Source organism: Phyllobacterium sp. GQ127 (assembly GCF_059758635.1).
On sequence record NZ_JCAXDZ010000001.1, the window covers coordinates 262420 to 279449 of the forward strand.

At 56.0% G+C, this 17030-nt stretch carries 20 protein-coding genes and 1 pseudogene; 18 read left to right on the forward strand and 3 right to left on the reverse strand.

What is annotated here, in order from left to right:
• Position 1 precedes the first annotated feature (1 nt).
• The 3 genes from AC6CHM_RS01390 to AC6CHM_RS01400 form a co-directional block, all read right to left on the reverse strand.
• The gene (locus AC6CHM_RS01390) at positions 2–310 is read right to left on the reverse strand and encodes a hypothetical protein (RefSeq protein WP_498171695.1); all 309 of its coding nucleotides are present in this window, start codon (positions 308–310) and stop codon (positions 2–4) included.
• 87 nt (positions 311–397) lie between these two features.
• Entirely contained in the window at positions 398–634 is a 237-nt protein-coding gene (locus AC6CHM_RS01395; protein ID WP_498171697.1) for a hypothetical protein, read from the reverse strand.
• Between the two features lie 465 nt (positions 635–1099).
• Complete coding sequence (locus AC6CHM_RS01400) at positions 1100–1966, reverse strand: LexA family protein (protein ID WP_498171698.1); 867 nt, start codon at positions 1964–1966, stop codon at positions 1100–1102.
• 443 nt (positions 1967–2409) lie between these two features.
• On the opposite strand from AC6CHM_RS01400, the gene AC6CHM_RS01405 reads away from it, so the two are divergent.
• From AC6CHM_RS01405 to AC6CHM_RS01490, 18 genes and pseudogenes are all read left to right on the forward strand, one after another.
• Positions 2410–2868 (forward strand): phage regulatory CII family protein, encoded by a 459-nt coding sequence (locus AC6CHM_RS01405; RefSeq protein WP_498171699.1) that lies wholly within the window; start codon positions 2410–2412, stop codon positions 2866–2868.
• On the forward strand, positions 2865–3338 hold the full coding sequence (locus AC6CHM_RS01410; protein WP_498171700.1) for a GcrA family cell cycle regulator: 474 nt from the start codon (positions 2865–2867) through the stop codon (positions 3336–3338). The genes AC6CHM_RS01405 and AC6CHM_RS01410 overlap by 4 nt, the downstream gene beginning before the upstream one ends.
• Positions 3293–4708: pseudogene (locus tag AC6CHM_RS01415) on the forward strand (MT-A70 family methyltransferase); the annotation flags it as partial. The gene AC6CHM_RS01410 and the pseudogene AC6CHM_RS01415, both read left to right, overlap by 46 nt.
• On the forward strand, positions 4705–5376 hold the full coding sequence (locus AC6CHM_RS01420; protein WP_498171701.1) for a hypothetical protein: 672 nt from the start codon (positions 4705–4707) through the stop codon (positions 5374–5376). The pseudogene AC6CHM_RS01415 and the gene AC6CHM_RS01420, both read left to right, overlap by 4 nt.
• A complete protein-coding gene (locus AC6CHM_RS01425; protein ID WP_498171702.1) occupies positions 5373–5669 on the forward strand; it encodes a hypothetical protein in 297 nt (98 codons plus the stop codon). The genes AC6CHM_RS01420 and AC6CHM_RS01425 overlap by 4 nt, the downstream gene beginning before the upstream one ends.
• Complete coding sequence (locus tag AC6CHM_RS01430) at positions 5666–5968, forward strand: hypothetical protein (protein WP_498171704.1); 303 nt, start codon at positions 5666–5668, stop codon at positions 5966–5968. Before AC6CHM_RS01425 ends, AC6CHM_RS01430 begins: the two co-directional genes overlap by 4 nt.
• The gene (locus tag AC6CHM_RS01435; RefSeq protein ID WP_498171706.1) at positions 5961–6479 is read left to right on the forward strand and encodes a hypothetical protein; all 519 of its coding nucleotides are present in this window, start codon (positions 5961–5963) and stop codon (positions 6477–6479) included. The genes AC6CHM_RS01430 and AC6CHM_RS01435 overlap by 8 nt, the downstream gene beginning before the upstream one ends.
• Positions 6476–7681, forward strand: coding sequence for a helix-turn-helix domain-containing protein (locus AC6CHM_RS01440; protein ID WP_498171707.1), 1206 nt, complete (start codon positions 6476–6478; stop codon positions 7679–7681). The genes AC6CHM_RS01435 and AC6CHM_RS01440 overlap by 4 nt, the downstream gene beginning before the upstream one ends.
• Positions 7665–8321 carry a transcription termination/antitermination protein NusG gene (gene nusG / locus AC6CHM_RS01445; protein ID WP_498171709.1) on the forward strand — a complete coding sequence of 219 codons (657 nt, stop codon included), beginning with the start codon at positions 7665–7667 and terminating at the stop codon, positions 8319–8321. Before AC6CHM_RS01440 ends, nusG begins: the two co-directional genes overlap by 17 nt.
• A gap of 166 nt (positions 8322–8487) precedes the next feature.
• Positions 8488–9279, forward strand: a complete 792-nt coding sequence (locus tag AC6CHM_RS01450; protein ID WP_498171711.1) for a hypothetical protein — start codon at positions 8488–8490, stop codon at positions 9277–9279.
• A gap of 221 nt (positions 9280–9500) precedes the next feature.
• The gene (locus AC6CHM_RS01455; protein ID WP_498171712.1) at positions 9501–10154 is read left to right on the forward strand and encodes a hypothetical protein; all 654 of its coding nucleotides are present in this window, start codon (positions 9501–9503) and stop codon (positions 10152–10154) included.
• Positions 10151–12184, forward strand: a complete 2034-nt coding sequence (locus AC6CHM_RS01460; RefSeq protein WP_498171713.1) for a phage terminase large subunit family protein — start codon at positions 10151–10153, stop codon at positions 12182–12184. The genes AC6CHM_RS01455 and AC6CHM_RS01460 overlap by 4 nt, the downstream gene beginning before the upstream one ends.
• A 17-nt stretch (positions 12185–12201) precedes the next feature.
• Positions 12202–12426, forward strand: a complete 225-nt coding sequence (gpW, locus tag AC6CHM_RS01465; RefSeq protein ID WP_498171715.1) for a gpW family head-tail joining protein — start codon at positions 12202–12204, stop codon at positions 12424–12426.
• Positions 12423–14054 carry a phage portal protein gene (locus tag AC6CHM_RS01470; protein WP_498171716.1) on the forward strand — a complete coding sequence of 544 codons (1632 nt, stop codon included), beginning with the start codon at positions 12423–12425 and terminating at the stop codon, positions 14052–14054. The genes gpW and AC6CHM_RS01470 overlap by 4 nt, the downstream gene beginning before the upstream one ends.
• The gene (locus AC6CHM_RS01475; protein WP_498171718.1) at positions 14051–14953 is read left to right on the forward strand and encodes a S49 family peptidase; all 903 of its coding nucleotides are present in this window, start codon (positions 14051–14053) and stop codon (positions 14951–14953) included. The genes AC6CHM_RS01470 and AC6CHM_RS01475 overlap by 4 nt, the downstream gene beginning before the upstream one ends.
• A gap of 38 nt (positions 14954–14991) precedes the next feature.
• On the forward strand, positions 14992–15495 hold the full coding sequence (locus tag AC6CHM_RS01480) for a hypothetical protein (RefSeq protein WP_498171720.1): 504 nt from the start codon (positions 14992–14994) through the stop codon (positions 15493–15495).
• Positions 15496–15565: 70 nt separating this feature from the next.
• Positions 15566–15922, forward strand: coding sequence for a head decoration protein (locus AC6CHM_RS01485; protein WP_498171721.1), 357 nt, complete (start codon positions 15566–15568; stop codon positions 15920–15922).
• Between the two features lie 72 nt (positions 15923–15994).
• The gene (locus tag AC6CHM_RS01490; RefSeq protein WP_498171723.1) at positions 15995–17026 is read left to right on the forward strand and encodes a major capsid protein; all 1032 of its coding nucleotides are present in this window, start codon (positions 15995–15997) and stop codon (positions 17024–17026) included.
• Positions 17027–17030 lie beyond the last annotated feature (4 nt).

A 17030-nucleotide genomic window follows, 5' to 3' on the forward strand; every position in this document is an offset into this window, starting at 1 on the left:
GTCAGGCTATCTCCCGTGAAACTGCACGCAAGCCCTCGACGGGCGCATGGGCACGAAAACTGATTGTGATGGGGCCGTTACGGAGATCGCCGGTAATGATGCCGTGACACTGATCCCGCTCGCGATCTGTCAGGTTCTTCCATTTGGCGATGAGTACGTTTCCGTACATCACGCCAATGGGATGCTTGCCGCTCGCGCTGCCGAATGACCATCCGCGAGCGGTTAAAAATCGCTGTGCTGAACCGAGCGCGGAAAACGCGCCGGTATTTCTAAAGATGATGGGGTCCGGCGTGCGCGAGGATGGGTTCATAGCTGGCACACCGAATAGCCTGCGAGTGCGAGCGCGATTATCGCAATGTAACCGCAAACAAACTGGCATGTGTCGCTGTCGAGGCGGTTAAGCATCCACATGACCGATGACCTTTACTGAGCGGCGGCGGGCCATGCTGGCGGCAGCTTCGCCGTAGCGCTCGATAACAGCTGCGTTGAAGCCGTGCTGCATCAAGGTTTCGGGGGTAACGTTCTCGCCAGCGAATGCCATTTCGCGCATTTTGAATTCGAGGCGGTCAACCCACTGAATCCGGCAATGTCCGGGCGAGGTTGGCTTGTTCTGGCGCTTTACAAACTGAATCATCGGTCATCCTTTTCCGTTGAGATTCCCGGAAAAAGGACCGCGCCGGTTTGGGGTCTCCCCGACGCGGCCAGTTAAGGGGAACGCCGGATAATTGCGCTAATCGCAAATATAAGTCAAACCAAAAAATTGAGATAATCGCAAATCATTGAAAAGTTAAGAAAATTAACCTTTCGTGCGAATCACTCTGGACTCTCAACCCAAAGTTGGGAATCAATGTGAACACAAGGAGAACAAAACTATGGACTTGTCGTTCAATCATGCCCAACGATCGTTCGCACTCTTGATTCGATGCTCAAACTGCGCACGGGACAGCGAGCGAGAAATACTCGTCCCGTGTGTGGATGACGCGCCGTCTGATGTACAGGAACTGCTTGAGAGCGTCGTGCTGACACGCTTCGCGTTCAGTTGCGTAGACTGTGAAAGTGCGATTGGGAGGATTATTGATGTGACCGGCGGGCAGGTGATCTAGAACAATGGAAAATCGTTCATTATGCGCCGCATTAATCCGATAATCTCAACTTCGACGCCTTCGTCAGCATGCGCATCTTTTCTGACAACTATCGGTTTATAGCGGGCGTTCTTAGATCTCGGATGGAATTCAACCCTGTCGTCATAAATCTCGATCTGCTTGACAGACCATTCTCGCGTATGCCCGCCGTCGCGTGTGCGTTGGACTACAACCACCATGCCATCGCGCAACGGAACCGAATGGGCTACATCCTCGTAAGCGACACATATGGCGCGGTCTCCGTCGAGTATCGGACGAGGTTTAAGATCGTTCATCGAGTCGCCTGCCACGTTGAAAACGAGAATCCTGGCTCTCGGAAATTGCCGATCGGCAGGAACCGCGACAATCTCTGGCTCCGACTGGTCTAGTTCGTCTACCTCCCGGAACGATCCAGCTTCCACAGTACCGGCCACGTAGGTTTCGACCATTTTGTCGTTGCTGAGTTTAAGCTCATTCTCAAATTCCGGCGCGTCATATTGCTTCGGTTCTAAGCCGGGGGCGGACATTCCGAAAAACTCACTCATCTTCACAAGTTCGTGGGCTTTCACGTCGCGGGCTTCTTTGCCGGGTTTGGAATTTAAAATGCGGGACACAGCTTCGGAGCTGATGCCGAGCGCTTCTGCTAGCTTCTTCTTAGAGCCGTGGCCCATCTTGGTTAGTTGATCGCCAAGCCAATCGCGCAATTCTTGTCGTGTGTCGGACATGCGCGCATTTTTGCGCATTCCGCAAACATTGCTATAGAGATAATCGCAAATATCGTTTGACATGAATTGGCGATTATCGCAAATATCGCGCATGAAAATGGAACCCGCAACTTCAGTCATTGAATTTCTCGGCGGTGCTCAGGTGGTCGCTTCGATCATTGGTAAGCACTATTCGCGTGTATATCGCTGGACTTATCCGGAAAGCACGAGGGAAGGGACTGGCGGTTTGATCCCCTCCCGGGACCAACGATCCCTCCTGCAATATGCGCAGGCCCATGATTTGGATTTGCGTCCCGAGGACTTTTTCACAGCCGATCGATTGCAAGTGCTCTTGGCAAATCGAGCCAAACGAGAGGACGCATGATGAGAGTTTTTCGATTTTGTGCGGCACGGCCTGTCCAATCTGTTTTTAGGACAATTATGCGGCATGCCTCTCGCGGTCACGTTGATTGTTTTTCTCCCGCTTTACACGGTTTCGTTCGCCACCTCCTCCCGGTGAACGGAAAAGTGCGCCCCGGCTACCTCCTCCCAGCCGGGGCGCGCGCCATTTTCGGAGTGCAGTCATGAATAGAACTTCATCTGACAAGCAGCGCGTAACTCTCAAGATCGCTCCCCGCATTGCCATCGAAAACTGTGGCGGCGGAAAATTTGTTTCGCAGGTTACGCGGGTGAGTGAGGCGGCGTTGTCCCTCTACATCGCTCAGCACGAGCTGGAGCGGTACATCCCGATTGATGTGGCTTTGGATATCGACCTTGCGTCCGGTGAGCCCGTGATCGCGAGGGCGCTCGCATCTGCGCAAGGCTACGACCTTGTCAAAGCCGCACCAAGCGACATGTCAGGAAGTCTCGGGATTTCTGATCTTTGCCGCTGGATCAGCGAAGGCAATGACGTAAGCAAAGTCATCGGAAACGCGTTGGCCGATGGTCAACTGTCGAATTTAGAGCGCGCCGAAATCAAACGCGAAATCGCAGATGCGCGCGCCGTCCTCTCAGCATTAGAAGCAAAGGTTGATCAGCAATGATTTCCAGTGGTCATTCGCAAATTCCAGCTTGGACGCAGAAACAAGTTCTTGAAGTCGCGGCTTATCTCTTGGCCGGATGGTCTGCCCATGAAATTGCGGTTCGCATGGCGTGTCAGATCGGGACGGTCAAGCGCCGCGTCGATGCCATTCCTAAACTTCACGCCATCGGATTTGACGGGCGTACCAGCCAGCAAGGGGAGCGAAGGCTCCAATCTTTGGGGTTTACTGACATTGCGGTGCCCAAATCGCAGAGTTTGAAAGCCCTGCACGAAGCATTCGATCGGAGCACAAGGCATCTGACCTTTCTGGCTGTGGGGCAGAACGAGTGCAAATGGCCTGTCAATGAGCCGCCTCGTGGTGGCGTTGTCTTGTTCTGCGGACATGACAGGACGCCCGGCAGCAATTATTGCGAACATCACGCCGCCAGATCGCGCCAAAACCGAAGCCAGTTCATCGCCGAGGCCGCATGATGGAGTCGCATCCGCTCGCTGACCTGTTTCCTATGATTGATGCCGTTGACTTGCAGCAGCTCGCCGACGACATCAAAACGCGCGGGCAGGAAGAGCCGATTGTCATTTATGAAGGCAAGGTTCTCGACGGGCGAAATCGCCTGAAGGCTTGCGAGCTGGCAGAAATTGAACCGCTGACAATCGATTATGAGGGCAGTGACCCGCTCGGTTTTGTCCTGTCCCACAATCTGCATCGTCGCCACCTTTCCAACGCGCAGCGCGCCATGGTCGCGGCTCATGTTGTGGGCTGGGAAAACGGTATCAACCAGCACACGATTGGGTCAGCAGAACTGCTTACCCAAGAGAAAGCAGCCGAAAAACTGTCGATTGCGCAGCGTGCCATAATCGCAGCCAAGCGTATTCGTGAGCACGGCGTGCCGGAGCTGGTCGAGGCAATCCGGGATGGCAGGGTGTCGATCAATGCTGGTGAGATGATTTCTCACCTCGCGCAGGCCGCACAATTGGAGGTGCTTGCCGAGGAAGAGCGCGAAATTATCGCAGCATCCAAGCGGATAAGGGCGGAACGTCAAAGAATCCGGCATGCCGAGCGTGTCGCCAACATGCAGCGTATTGCCACTACAGGTCAAAGTGCAGCGCCTGGCATGGTCGGATTTCAGTTTCCTATCATCTATGCTGATCCACCTTGGCAGTTTGACGTTCGCGAAGAGGAAACGGGCAGGGACCGTAGTGCTGAAAATCACTACCCCACCATGCCGACCAACGAAATCTGCGCGTTGTTCGAAAAGATCGGCTCACCAGCGACGCCGCATTCCATCCTGTTTCTGTGGGCGACCAATCCAATGTTACCGGATGGTCTCCGCGTCATGGAAGCTTGGGGCTTCCGATATGTGCATCATTGGATTTGGGACAAGGTTGTCGCTGGCACTGGCTTTTGGGGCCGTGACCGCCACGAGATTCTACTGATCGGCAAGCGCGGTTCGCCGCCAGCTCCATTGATGGGATCGCAGCCGGAGACGGTATTCGCGGAAGCCAAAGGCAAACATTCCGTCAAGCCGGACTTCTACGCCGAAACAATCGAGCGTCTTTATCCTGATGTGCCACGGCTGGAAATGTTCTGCCGGTCGCCACGTCCGGGCTGGGATGCTTGGGGCTATGAATCCACGCCGATGTCTGATCGCGAGCCGGACAACTATGCCGCTGCTGTCGCTGTCGTGCAAAGTACGGGCAAAGCATCAACTAGCCTAATCCAGCGGCGTTTGACGATTGGCTACAATCAAGCTGCCATCCTCATCGAACGAATGGAGCGTGAGGGCATCGTTGGACCTGCCAATGCAGTTGGCAAGCGCGAAATTTTGCAGGTGTCAGCATGAAGCACACCCGCTCATCATCCGAATGGGAAATCAGGGATGCTCTTGTAGCGTTTTGCCGGTCTGCAATGCCGACCGGCAGGATTGTTCATGAGCTGAATACAAGCGGGCAGGGTAGCTGCCGCGCCGATCTGGCAGTTATTGAGCCGGACTATCTCACGCTGTTTGAAATCAAATCTGAAAAAGACACGCTGAAGCGATTGCCCGAGCAAGCGAAGGCTTTCAAAGAGTGTAGCCATGAGTTTGTCATTTGTGCTCACAAAAAGCACTTTCTGCATGAGGCTCTAGCCAATTACACCAATCCGGTGAAGCGCTTGAACGCCGATGGCTTCACTTGGAGCACTAACAGTGTTTGGGAATACCCGGAGCCAGCTCCATACGAGGGCCTTGGCGATTTTCGGTGGAAACTTCGTCGTCATGATCAGTGGCGCAAAGGCCGACCATTTGAACCAAGGGCATTTAGCTTTCTCTCGATGCTATGGCAGGAAGAGCTTGTATCAATCGGTCGCGCGCATAGCCTCGATGTTGCTACCCGCACGACGATACCAGATTGCATCAGGCAAATTACTTGGATGATGACAGGCAGAGAAATCTGCAAGGCTGTCTGCACGGCGTTACGGACGCGAACATTTACGGAAGCGGATGCGCCCATTTTTGAGGTGGCAGCATGACCAAGCCAGTCCCTCAATACTCCCCGCAAATGCTGAAATTCTTCCTTCGGGCCGGCGCGTCCTATCGTTGTTTTAGCGCGCCGCTGCCTGCCGGACGTTCCGCTACAATCAAGCGATACAAAGCAGACATGCGCCGCGCGGCTCGCGTCACGCATGCCGAGCTTGAATTTGCGTGGATGGGCAGGCTGTCGTCCGCCACGCCGCGCAACCGGCTGTGGGCAGCGCTCAAGATCAATCCGGCTGATCACGGCATCAGGCTGGTCGACGGCGGCGGGCAGGAGGTGGTCAAGTGACTGAAACCCACCTTGACGAACCTATAGGCCGCGCGGATTACGATTGGCGAAATTTTGGCCTGTTATTGCGCGGTCGCTTGCAGCATGACGGGCGCGGATATCGTGCTTTAGCTCATCTCATCGGTGTGACGCCTGCTGATTTGTCGAGGATGGCGAGCGGGCAGGCGGTGGCGGCGCACAAGGTCATCGCGGCCTGCGACTGGATGAGTATCTCGTTTCGCTCGTTTTACATTTCTCCAACGATTTCAAGCTGTTTCAGTGTGTCGCGCGTGAAACAATCGGCGGTGCCGCATGAATGAGGAAGCGACCAAACTCCGGCAGATACGCAATCGACTGGCGATGCTTGGCGAGTGTCAATGGTTGGTCTCTGTCAGCGGTGCTGACACATATGTTGAGGCCAAGACGGCGACCGATACCAGCATCGTGGCGCAATTCTCGCGGGGTGCTTCGCCAGATGAGATTCAGTTCTTCGCGAACGCGCCAACCGATATGGCGTTCATGATGAGGTTAATTGATCGCGCCATAGAGGCGGCACGGCAACGGTCCCCACAGACGAAACAGCCTCGCCAACCTGACCCGAAAGACTTTGCGGCGGAATCCGCCATGAAATGCGAAGAGCCAGCGTTCAAGGCTTTTCTCGAAGCTTGCCACGGGCTGGAGCGTCCTTTGACGGCCGACCGCGTGGCGCAACGATTGCGTACAATCCTCTCCATTTCCTCACGGAAAGAACTCAATAACGATATGGCTGCGGCAGATCGGTGGCGTAACTTGCGCGCCGATTTTGAGGCGTGGCGGAAGGCAAGCCGATGAATCACCCAAGACTTTCCATCATTCCGGCACGCGCAGCGACCGACAGGGCGCTCAAGCCGCGCGATTTACAGGTGCTATGCGTGCTTGGACGTCATACTGACGACCTTGGCTGGTGTCGCCGGTCGCAGGTCAAGATGGCGCAAGAAATGGATTGCGCCCGCTCAACAGTGTTTGAATCGATCAGTCGCCTTGTCGAAACAGGCTATCTTGAAAAACACGTTCAAGAGACTGACAGCGGGCGGGACAGCGCGCACTTTTATCGTGTCATTCTTGACCCGAAACACCCTGATCCGGCGTCAATTTGTGACGCCGATGACCCCTGCCGGTATGTCGGCACCCCTGCCGGTATATCGGCACCCCCTGCCGGTCCAGAGGCGGCACCCCCTGCCGGTTCTGGACCGGCACCTATTAACGACCCTTCTTTAACGACCCCTCTTAGCGGGGAGAGAGAGCGCGGGGGCGAAAATCCCGAAAAAGCAAAATCCAGTAATGAGGCGGAAGCAAGGAAGGAATGTAATCGCGCGCATCGGATTTGGCCAACGTACATTGACGATTCCGAACCGAGAGCGATGGCGCAATGGTTGGCCTTGTCGGAAACAGATCGACAAGCAGCGGTTGAGCGCATGCAGGATTACATCAGCGTTGCAGGTAAGGCAGGTGGCAGGAAAACCATTTGTGCTTTCGACACCTATCTTCGGGAGAAGCGATGGGAAAAGCTTCCACCCGCTTCGGAAACCAAGAAATCCGATACCTTGGACGCTGCACCATTTGGCGCATTGTGGGCAATCGCCCGTGCCAAACAACTCGTCACCGGTCCAAAAAATCCATTCGCGTCGTTTACGGCTTTCCAGAAGCATCTGATCAGCAGCAGCGATGATCCAGACAGGTTGAGTGACCAGCTGCGCCGGGAAAGCCTTGCCAAATCCGGTTGGCCACACATCAACACCATGCACGAACGGGCAGCAAATCATCAGGGCGTTGCGGTCGCTGCCTCGCTGGAGGCATTCAAGGATTGGGTCGAGGCCGTACCGGTTGGAAGCACGCGGTACGAAGAATGGAAAACCCACCACGAGCAGTCTGGCTGGCCGTGGATACCAGACCCCGGCAGACAGCCGGTTGTCTATTTTCCGGTCGGCGGACCGGCTCGGTTAGATGCATTCAAGCAGGCTGTTTTGGGGAATGATCATGATGGCAATCGATAAGCGTACCCTCGAAAGAGCAATTGAAATCAACACAGATCGCGTTCGGATCGCAAGAGAAAGGGCGCTGCAATGGAATGATAGGCAGCGCCGTTTTCTCGCAGCAGCGGCGGGAAATTCCGAATCAAAACGCCGATGGTTCGTGATTATGACCGCAAACAATTGCGAAAAGTCTGTGCATAAACTCTTGCAGGATGCTTCAATCGAGGCGTGGTTGCCTGTGGAAGTGAAGCGCACTCCGCGTCGTGGGAGCCGTCCCGCATCGGAAAAGCACTTGATATGCTGGCCTGGCTACATCTTCGTAAAAGTAGTTCCTGTTCCGGAAAGTTGGGCTGGCTTGTCTGCCTTGAAGCACGTCAAAAGCATCCTTACGGATGGCGACCATCCAATCGCGCTCAGAGATAAAATGATTACATATCTCAAAGACTTGGTGGCCAGCGGTGAAATCTTCAGAGAGGACAAAGGCGGCACTGCGCCGTTTGATCTTGGTGAGCGCATCAGGATTAAGGATGGTCCGTTTGCATCGTTCCCAGCCACGGTTGAATACTGCAAACATGACGACGAAAGAGTCATGGTTGAGTTAGCCATATTCGGTCGGATTAACCCAGTTTGGCTTGATCTTGATCAAATCGAAAAAGTCTAGTAGCGAGTCTTACCAGACGACCCGTAGACAGTGAGGATGATTCTCCTTCGAGACGGTGAGCTGCCATCGTGGTAGGGCTCCCTGCGGACCTTAGAGAAGCGAATGCCAATAGGCGGATAGCTTCTCCCCAAGTGCTACGCAATTCCACACTGATACCGGGAACATCATGGCTCTGGATGTAACAACATCTTTGTCAGGCGGCTCATCTTTGGGCGGAACTGCGGCATATCTCAACTTTGATACCAAGGGCTGGGAGCGCTTCCTTGATCGTGTGGAGCGGTCGGTTCTGCCGGAAGCAACGATAGCAGCGTTGAACAGGACAGCCGCTGTCGGTCGTCTGGAAGTTCAGAGCCAGATGGATCAGCAGCTAGACCGGGTGACACCATTCGCCAAGAAGGGTGTGGCCTACGAGCAAGCGACAAAGAACAAGCTGACCTCAACGGTTATCATCGCGGGCAAATCGTGGGCAAAGAACTCGACACCGCCTGCAAACTTCCTCACGCCTCAGTTCTTTGGTGGCCAGCGCAATCTCAAATCCTTCGAAGTGCAGTTGCAGTCTGCGGGGCTATTGCCATCGGGATATTATGCTGTGCCTGCAAAGGATTGTCCGCTTGATCAGTACGGAAACGTTCGCGTTGCGCTGATCGTTCGCATTCTTGCTGATCTTCAGATCAATGCGCGCACTGAAGGTTTCAACCGCAAGCGCACCGATGCCTCGGCCAAGCGGAACAAGAGCTATCGCAATGCGCGGTTCTTCGTGCCCGCCAGAACTTCCAGTCTGTTTCCGGGTGTCTGGCAGCGCGATCCGCGTGACAACGGGATCAAGCCCTTGTTGCTGTTTGTGAAGATGCGCAGCTATTCGAAGAAGATTGATTTCCAGCTGACCGTGCAGACCGTCGCAGAGCGCAAGTTCCCGCAATACTTTGCCGAGGCGATAGGCAAAGCGCTCGCAAAGTGAGCCAACCGACCTCAAAACCATCCGGAATCATTTGGGGTCCTTCCTGTGCAGATCGGTCTGCGGGTATTTCGCGCGGCGACCCTTCGTCAGTCTGAGCCTGAAATTGAAGCCTAAAGAGCAGAGCCTAAACAGCTAAAGTCAGGGCTAAAGGATCGCTCAACTCGCAATCACTTCCGGACAGACTGCGCATCTGTTCGCTATTGCGCTTGAGGAATTTTCAAATGGAAATGCCGACCGGCCAGATTGTGAGCAAGGGAGAATTTGCGCGGCTGCTCAATGTTACGCCTGGCCGCGTCTCGCAGTATATCGCAGCCGGGCAGATCACGCGGGATGCGATTGAAGGCGAGGGCCGTAACGCCAAGATCATCGTTGATAAGGCGAGGGCGCAGCTAACCGGACGGCTCGATGTCGCACAGCGTGTTGGTTCGAACGGAATGACCACGCGGCTCGGAACATCAAGCGAGGCTCTGGACACCCCAGCCGCTGCGCAGCAACCGGCTCTCCGGTTTCCGACCGATATCATTGCCGAGCAGATCGCCCGCGAGAAACTTGAGCAGGCCCGCTTTCAGACCGCTCGGGCCAAGCGCGATGAAGCACTTGCGGTTGGTCGGTACATGCTGACCGAGGATGTCAGATCGGAAATGACCAGAGCGGTCGCAGTTGCTTTCCGCGTCATGGAAAGCGGTATTGTTGATATGGCGGCGGCAATTGCCGCACAGTTTGATGTTCCGCAGCGTGATGTTCAGCATCACCTGCAAAAGGCTTTTCGAGCGGTGCGGGTTCGGGCGGCGGGTGAATTCAAGGCGCAGGCCGCTGATGAACCACTGACCGTTGATGATCCCGTTACGGACGATCGCGACGACGAGGCGGCATGAGCTATCTGGTTAATCCGCGCCGTCTTATTTTCGAGATACTTGGTCAGGAATGCGAGCCACCGCCGCCTGTCGATTATCTGGCATGGGCGAAACAGAACATCGTGTTCTCGGAACGTATTACCCAGTATCCGGGGCCATATAATGAGGCGCTGTTTCCGTTCTTCTCGGAAATCCTGCGGGCACTGTCACCGGAAGACCCTTGCCGAGTTGTCTCGATCGCAAAATCTGCGCAGGTCGGCGGCACGGTACTGGCCAACATCTTCACGCTCGGGACCATCGATATGGACCCTTGCGATTTTCTCTACGTCCACCCAACCGAAGAGAATGCGTCGCGTTGGTCGAAACAGAAATTGATGCCGCTCATTCGCGAAACAACCGCGTTGACGTCATTGTTTCCCGAGAAGAGTCGCGATGGCGGCAATTCGATCCATTACAAGGAACGCGCTGACGGAAGGGGCGCTATTCAGGCAGCGGGTGCCAATTCACCTTCTGGCCTTTCGATGATCTCGCCGCGCAAACAGGTGCAGGACGATCTGTCGAAATGGCAGGACAATGATGCGGGTGACCCTGAGAGTCAGGCGGAAAGTCGCTCGAAGGCCTTTCTCAATGCCAAGCTCCTGAAGATATCGACACCACTCATATCGCCGGGATGCCGGATTTCAGCGAATTATGATCAGGGTACGCAGGAGCGCTATCATGTTCCCTGTCCGCATTGCCGCCACCTGCAACCGCTCGAATGGGAGCAGATGCGCGACCACATTGATCAGGAGCATCCCGAGAAGGCATGCTTTTACTGCGTATCCTGCGGTGCGGAAATCAAGGAACATCACCGCGCATGGATGGTTGCGCCTGAAAACGGGGCGAAATGGGTTGCGAAATACCCCGAGCGTGCGCGCTATCACCGCTCGTTCCATATCTGGGTTGCCTATTCGCCGCTTGAATCATGGGAGGCTCTGGCGCGTGCCTGGCTGAACGTTCAGCGCGGCGGTCCCGACGATAAAGGCAAGAAGGCCGGAGCCGAGCAGGTTTTCTGGAATGACTGGCTTGGCCTTGCATTCGAGACGGAAGGCGAGGCTATCGGCTGGGAAATCCTGCGCGATCGCGCCGAGCAGCTCAAGTACAAGCGGGGTGTTATCCCGCCGCGCGCCTTGGTCGTGACGATCGGCATTGACGTGCAGGGTGACCGTGTTGAATGGCTTGTGCGCGGATGGGGCAAGAACCGCTACAGTTGTGTCATAGATTGCGGTGTCATTGATGAGCGGGCGGGTAAGGGGCTTCCGGGCTTTGTAGAACACTCCGGGCATATTTCAGAACCGCAGGTAAAAGCGGCGCTTGACCGGATCGTCAAACGGGAATGGCCGGACACATACGGCAACAAGCGCCGCGCCGACCTCGCTGCAATCGACGGAAATGCCTACACCGAAGATGTATGGGAATGGGCACGGCGGCACCCGATCACTGATGTGATCATGGTGCGCGGCGACAACCGCGAGACCTCGCCAATGCTGGCGCAGGTGAAGAAAGAAAAAGACCGCAAGGGCAAGCCGCTCAAATATTCACGGCGCTTTTTCAACTTCAATCAGGCGGTGATGAAAGCAGGTCTTTATCGTTCCTACCGCAAGGAAGATCCAGAGCAGACCGGCTACATCGATTTCGTTGAAGGTCTCGGCGACGAGTTTTACAAGCAGGCAACATCGGAGCGCCGTGTTGCCAAGAAGAGCAAGAAGTCCGGCCACGTGCACTATGAGTGGACGTTGCCTGCAGGAACGCGCAACGAAATCCTCGACATGATGAACCAGGCGCAGGCAGCAGCGCTGCGCATCGGTGTCAACTTCTGGACGGAAGATGAATGGGACGCACTTGCCGAGCGTCTCGCCAATGAGCCGGCACCTGTCCAGCTCGATCTGGAAGATCAGTTGCACAACCCGCGCCAGTCGAGTGTGACGACCACAAAAACAGAAACGAAAGTCAGTCCGCTCGTTGCGCAGGCGATTGCCAGAGCGCAGGCGCGTGCCGCCCGCAGGGCTTGATTACAGGAGCGTCATTAATGGTTGATCGTGCAGTTCTCCAGATGCGTCTGGATGAAGCCGAAACGGCTTTGCATCAGTTGATCACTGGCAAGGCAACCGTGTCTTTGAGCTATCAGGGTGAAAGCGCCACGTTCTCGACCGCTGATGAAGGTCGTCTACGCGCCTATATCGCTGACCTTAAAGCACAGCTTGGCCTTGGTGTTCGCCCGCGCACTCCAGCTCGCAGGGTAATATTCGGATGAACCAGATTGTTCTTTTCGATGCCAACGGCCAGCCATTGCCGCCAGAGGTTCGGGCGACGGCGCGCCGCCAGTATGCCATGAACTCTGCCTATCAGGCGGCGGGCACGGATCATGCTTCCATGGCGAGTTGGCAACCGGGCACTTGGTCGGGCCAGTCGGCGCTCAGCTTCTCACGTGATTTCATTTCCGATCGCGTTCAGGATGCTGTCCGCAATAATGGCTGGGCGTCTGCTGGTGTCTCGCGTCTCGTGGATACGATCATCGGCTCCGGCTGGCGGCTATCATCTCAGCCGAATTTTCGCACGCTTGGCATTGATGCAGATCAGGCAGACGAGATCGGCGACCAGATTGAGGCGCTGTGGTCTGATGTTGCGACTGACCCCGGAAACTGGTTTGACGCAGAGCGCACCAAATCTGTCGCCGGAATCCTCGGCCTTGCAGCCCGTCATCGCTTTTCTGACGGTGAGGCCTTTGCAGTCTTACCCTATCGCATGGGTGCCAATGGCTACGGAACCTGCGTCCATGTGATTGATCCGGCGCGGATCTGCAACCCTTACGGCGTAATCGACAGCGACACGATGCGAGACGGTGTTGAGATTGACGGCCATAGTGCACCGGTTGCCTATCACGTGCGCCGATCACATCCCGGCGATATCGCGCGTCCTTTGCGAGATGCTTTCATATGGGACCGCGTCGAAAAAGAAACTGAGTGGGGCAGGCCGCTTGCCGTTCATGCCTTTGAGGCGAGCCGCGCCGGTATGACGCGTGGGCCATCGCCATGGGCGTCGGTTCTGCAATCGCTCAAACAGGTTTCCGATTACAATGATTATGAATTGCAGGCCGCATCGCTCAATGCCGTCATGGCCGCTTTCATTTCAACGCCGCTTGATATGGATCAGCTTGCCGACAGCATTGGCGCGAGCGATGCAACGAAGGCGGTCAATTCTCTGTACGAAGCGCAGGCCGCTGCACAGGGCGCGGCTTACAAAGCTGATCCAATCCGCCTGAAAGGCGCGCAGATCAACTTCCTCAATCCCGGCGAGGAAGTCACATTCACCAAATCCGAGCATCCGAACGCTGCCTTTGAGGTGTTCGTCAATGCTGCCCTGCGCAATGTCGCCTCGGCAATCGGGCTGACCTATGAGCAGCTCACCATGGACTGGTCAAAAGTCAATTATTCCAGCGCTCGCGCAGCGCTTCTTGAAATCTGGCGTGGATTGACCTCGCGCAAAACCAATTTCGCCCATGGCTTCATGCAGCCGATCTACATGGCCTGGCTGGAAGAAGTGTTTGATCAGCGCCGCATTAAACTTCCTGCCAATGCTGTTTCCTTCGAGGCAAACCCTGTTGCATGGGCGCGCGCTGCGTGGATCGGTGCTGGTCGCGGCTGGGTCGATCCTGAGAAGGAAGCGAAAGCCGCTGCCATTCGCCTCGCCACTGGTCTCACCACGCAAGAATCGGAAGCCGCCGAACAGGGCCGCGACTGGAAAGAGGACATTCTGCAGCGATCCCGCGAACTCAAGTTTGCTGCCAAACATGGCGTTGTCTCCGGCGAAACTGCCAGTGCCGGTGTCGTTTCGCGATTTGCCGCCGATCCAAAAGAGAAAGAAGAAGGGGAAAGCGCATGACACCGTTTGCAATGCCGGAGATCGCCGCGCGCCTCTTCAATACTCCGTTGATGCTGCATGCCGCGAAAGGCGATGTCATTGCCCGCGCATTCGGGCCGCGCGTTTTGGGACAATCTGTCGACGTGCATTCGTCGATCGAAATGGGTGCACTTGCCGAGCCGGTGCGCCAGTTGCGCGACGGATGGACCGGCGAGAAGGTTTACAGCGGGCCGAAGATGATTGGCAGTGTTGCTTTGATTGAGGCGGAAGGCTCGCTTGTCAACAAGGGGTCATGGATCGGCAAATCGTCGGGTATGACCAGCTATGAGGGAATTTCCATACAGACCGCCGATGCCCGCGCCAGCGCCGATGTTACCGCCGCTGTCTATGAAGTTGACAGTTTTGGCGGCGAAGTCGATGGCTGTTTTGCCTGCGCCGAAGAAATTTATGAATTAAGTCAGGTCAAGCCGACCATTGCCATCCTGACCGATCATGCTTGCTCCGCAGCTTATTTGCTCGCCTCCGCTTGCCGCCAGATCATCATTCCGGAAACCGGCTTTGCCGGTTCGATCGGCGTTATCACCATGCATGTCGATCTGTCCGGATGGGCGAAGAAAGAAGGACTGGAAGTCACGATCCTTCGCGCCGGTGCCAAAAAGGCCAAGCCCGGCATGTTTGAGGCTATGAGCGAGGAAGAATACAACACCTATATCGCCGATCTTGAGGCGATGCGTGTGACATTTGCCGAGACGGTTGCCCGCTATCGCGGTGACCGGATCACAACGCAATCCGCTCTCGCTACCGAGGCGGACACCTACCGTGGACAGGCGGCGGTCGATATCGGCCTTGCTGATGCCGTGGGCCGACCGAAGGAAGCTTTTCGCGCTTTCGTCGCGGCAATGGATGCATCCGCATCCTGATCTGAACCAACAATCCCAACGTTTCAAAGGAAAAGCCGATGTCGCTTGCAAGCGCAATCCGGGCCGCAGTCGGCGGTCGGGTCAACCGTTCACGCCTTGAGGAAGAAAAGCCCGAGGATCTGGAAGAAGAAACAAAGCCTGAAGAGGCCGAAGGCGATGAATCCATTCCTGTCGAGGATGAGGATAAGCCCGAAGAGGCCGAGGGGGACGAAGAAAACCCCGACGACGAAAAGAAAGAGGGCGAGTTCGCCAAGGGGCGCAAGGCAGAGCGCTCGCGCATGGCTGCAATTCTCGGTAGCTCAAAAGCCGATGCCAATCCAACCCTTGCCGCTCACCTTGCCTTCAATACAGGCATGAGCGCCAGAGAGGCTGTCGCTACGCTTTCCGCTTCCGTGCCTTCGCAAGGTTCTGGCCTTGCAAGCCGCATGCAGGGCCGTGTTCCTGCGCTCGGCAACGGCGGCAAGACACCGTCCGCACTGACCGGCGATGCTGCTTTGATCGCACACGCCAAAGCCCGCAACGAAGCGCGCAAGAAGAAGTAACCGCCTTGCGCATTCGGCGTGGGCCAATGATCCCTCCATCATCTTTCAAGTCCCAAAAGGAGACTTTGACATGCCAACAGAACATTACACACCCGGCGATCTGCTTGTTGGCGATCATCCGGTCGTTGTCCGCACGGTCGTTATCGCCAGCGGGCAGAACATCAAACGTGGTGCCGTGCTTGGCCGCATCACCGCATCCGATAAGTACATCGTATCGCTGTCGGCGGCGGCTGACGGTTCGCAGGTTCCTGCAGTTGTTGCGGCTGTGGACGTTGACGCCACCGCAGGCGACGTTGCCAAGCGGGTCTACACCTCGGCGGAGCTGGATGCATCCAAGCTCATCTACGGGGCGGGTCATACCGCTGCGACCGTAGAAGCCGCATTCCGCACGGCTGACGCTTCGCTCTACGTCCGCACGCTCGCTTAAGCGCCAGCCTTACATCCCCTTTTTCTCAATCGCACGCTCAGACAAGCGGTGCTTCAAGAAGGAACTTTTGACATGAATCTGTTCAGCACAACCGCGCTGCTTACTGTTATTGAGTCGCGCGATCGTCCGACTGCATTCATCCGGGACACATTTTTCCCGAATGGATTCCAGTCGGACAGCGAGGAAATCGCTTTCGATAAACTCAAGCGTCGGCGTAACATCGCGCCTTACGTGTCGCCGCTCATTCCGGGCCGGGAACGCGCCATCCGTGGCCGTCAGACCTCGACATTCACCCCTGCGTACCTCAAGCCAAAGAACACAGTTCGACCCGGTGAAGGTTTCCGCCGTCGCCCCGGCGAGCCGATCAATGGCAATCTGACAGCTCAGGAACGTTATCTCCAGACAGTCACCGATATCCTTGCCGATCAGGATGACGAAATCACCCGCCGCGAGGAAATCATGGCGGCGGAAGCGCTGCGCACCGGCAAGATCGTTGTCACCGGCGAGGACTATCCGACCGTTGAAATCGATTATGGCCGTCCTGCCGGTCAGACCCTTGCTCTTGCCGGAGCAAGCCGTTGGGGGGAGGCGGGTGTTTCCATTCGCGGCACTCTGCGTTCGTGGGCAACCACGGTCGCAACTGCATCTGGCGGTGCTGTAACGGAAATCATTCTTGGTGCGGAAGCTGCCGAACTTGTTCAGTCCGATGAAGAAATTCGAACCATCCTCGACAATCGCCGTCAGCAGGGCGGTGAATTCCAGTTCGGTCCCGTTGCCGCTGGCAGCGAGGACATGGTTGCGATTTACCTCGGCACGGTCGGCCAGTTCAACTTCTGGCAGTACACACAGAAGTTCCAGGATGATGCTGGCAACAACATCGATGTCTGGCCGAGCTATGGCGTCGGCGTGATTGCGCCATCGCAATTACAGGGTTTCATGGCGCATGGCGCCATTCAGGATGTGGAAGCTCAATTGCAGCCGCTTTCTCGTTTTCCGAAAATGTGGCTCCAGCCCGATCCTTCGGCAACCATGGTCATGACCCAGTCGGCACCATTGCCAGTGCCGGGCGATCCATCCGCCTCGATGTTCGTGTCCGTCCGCTAAACGA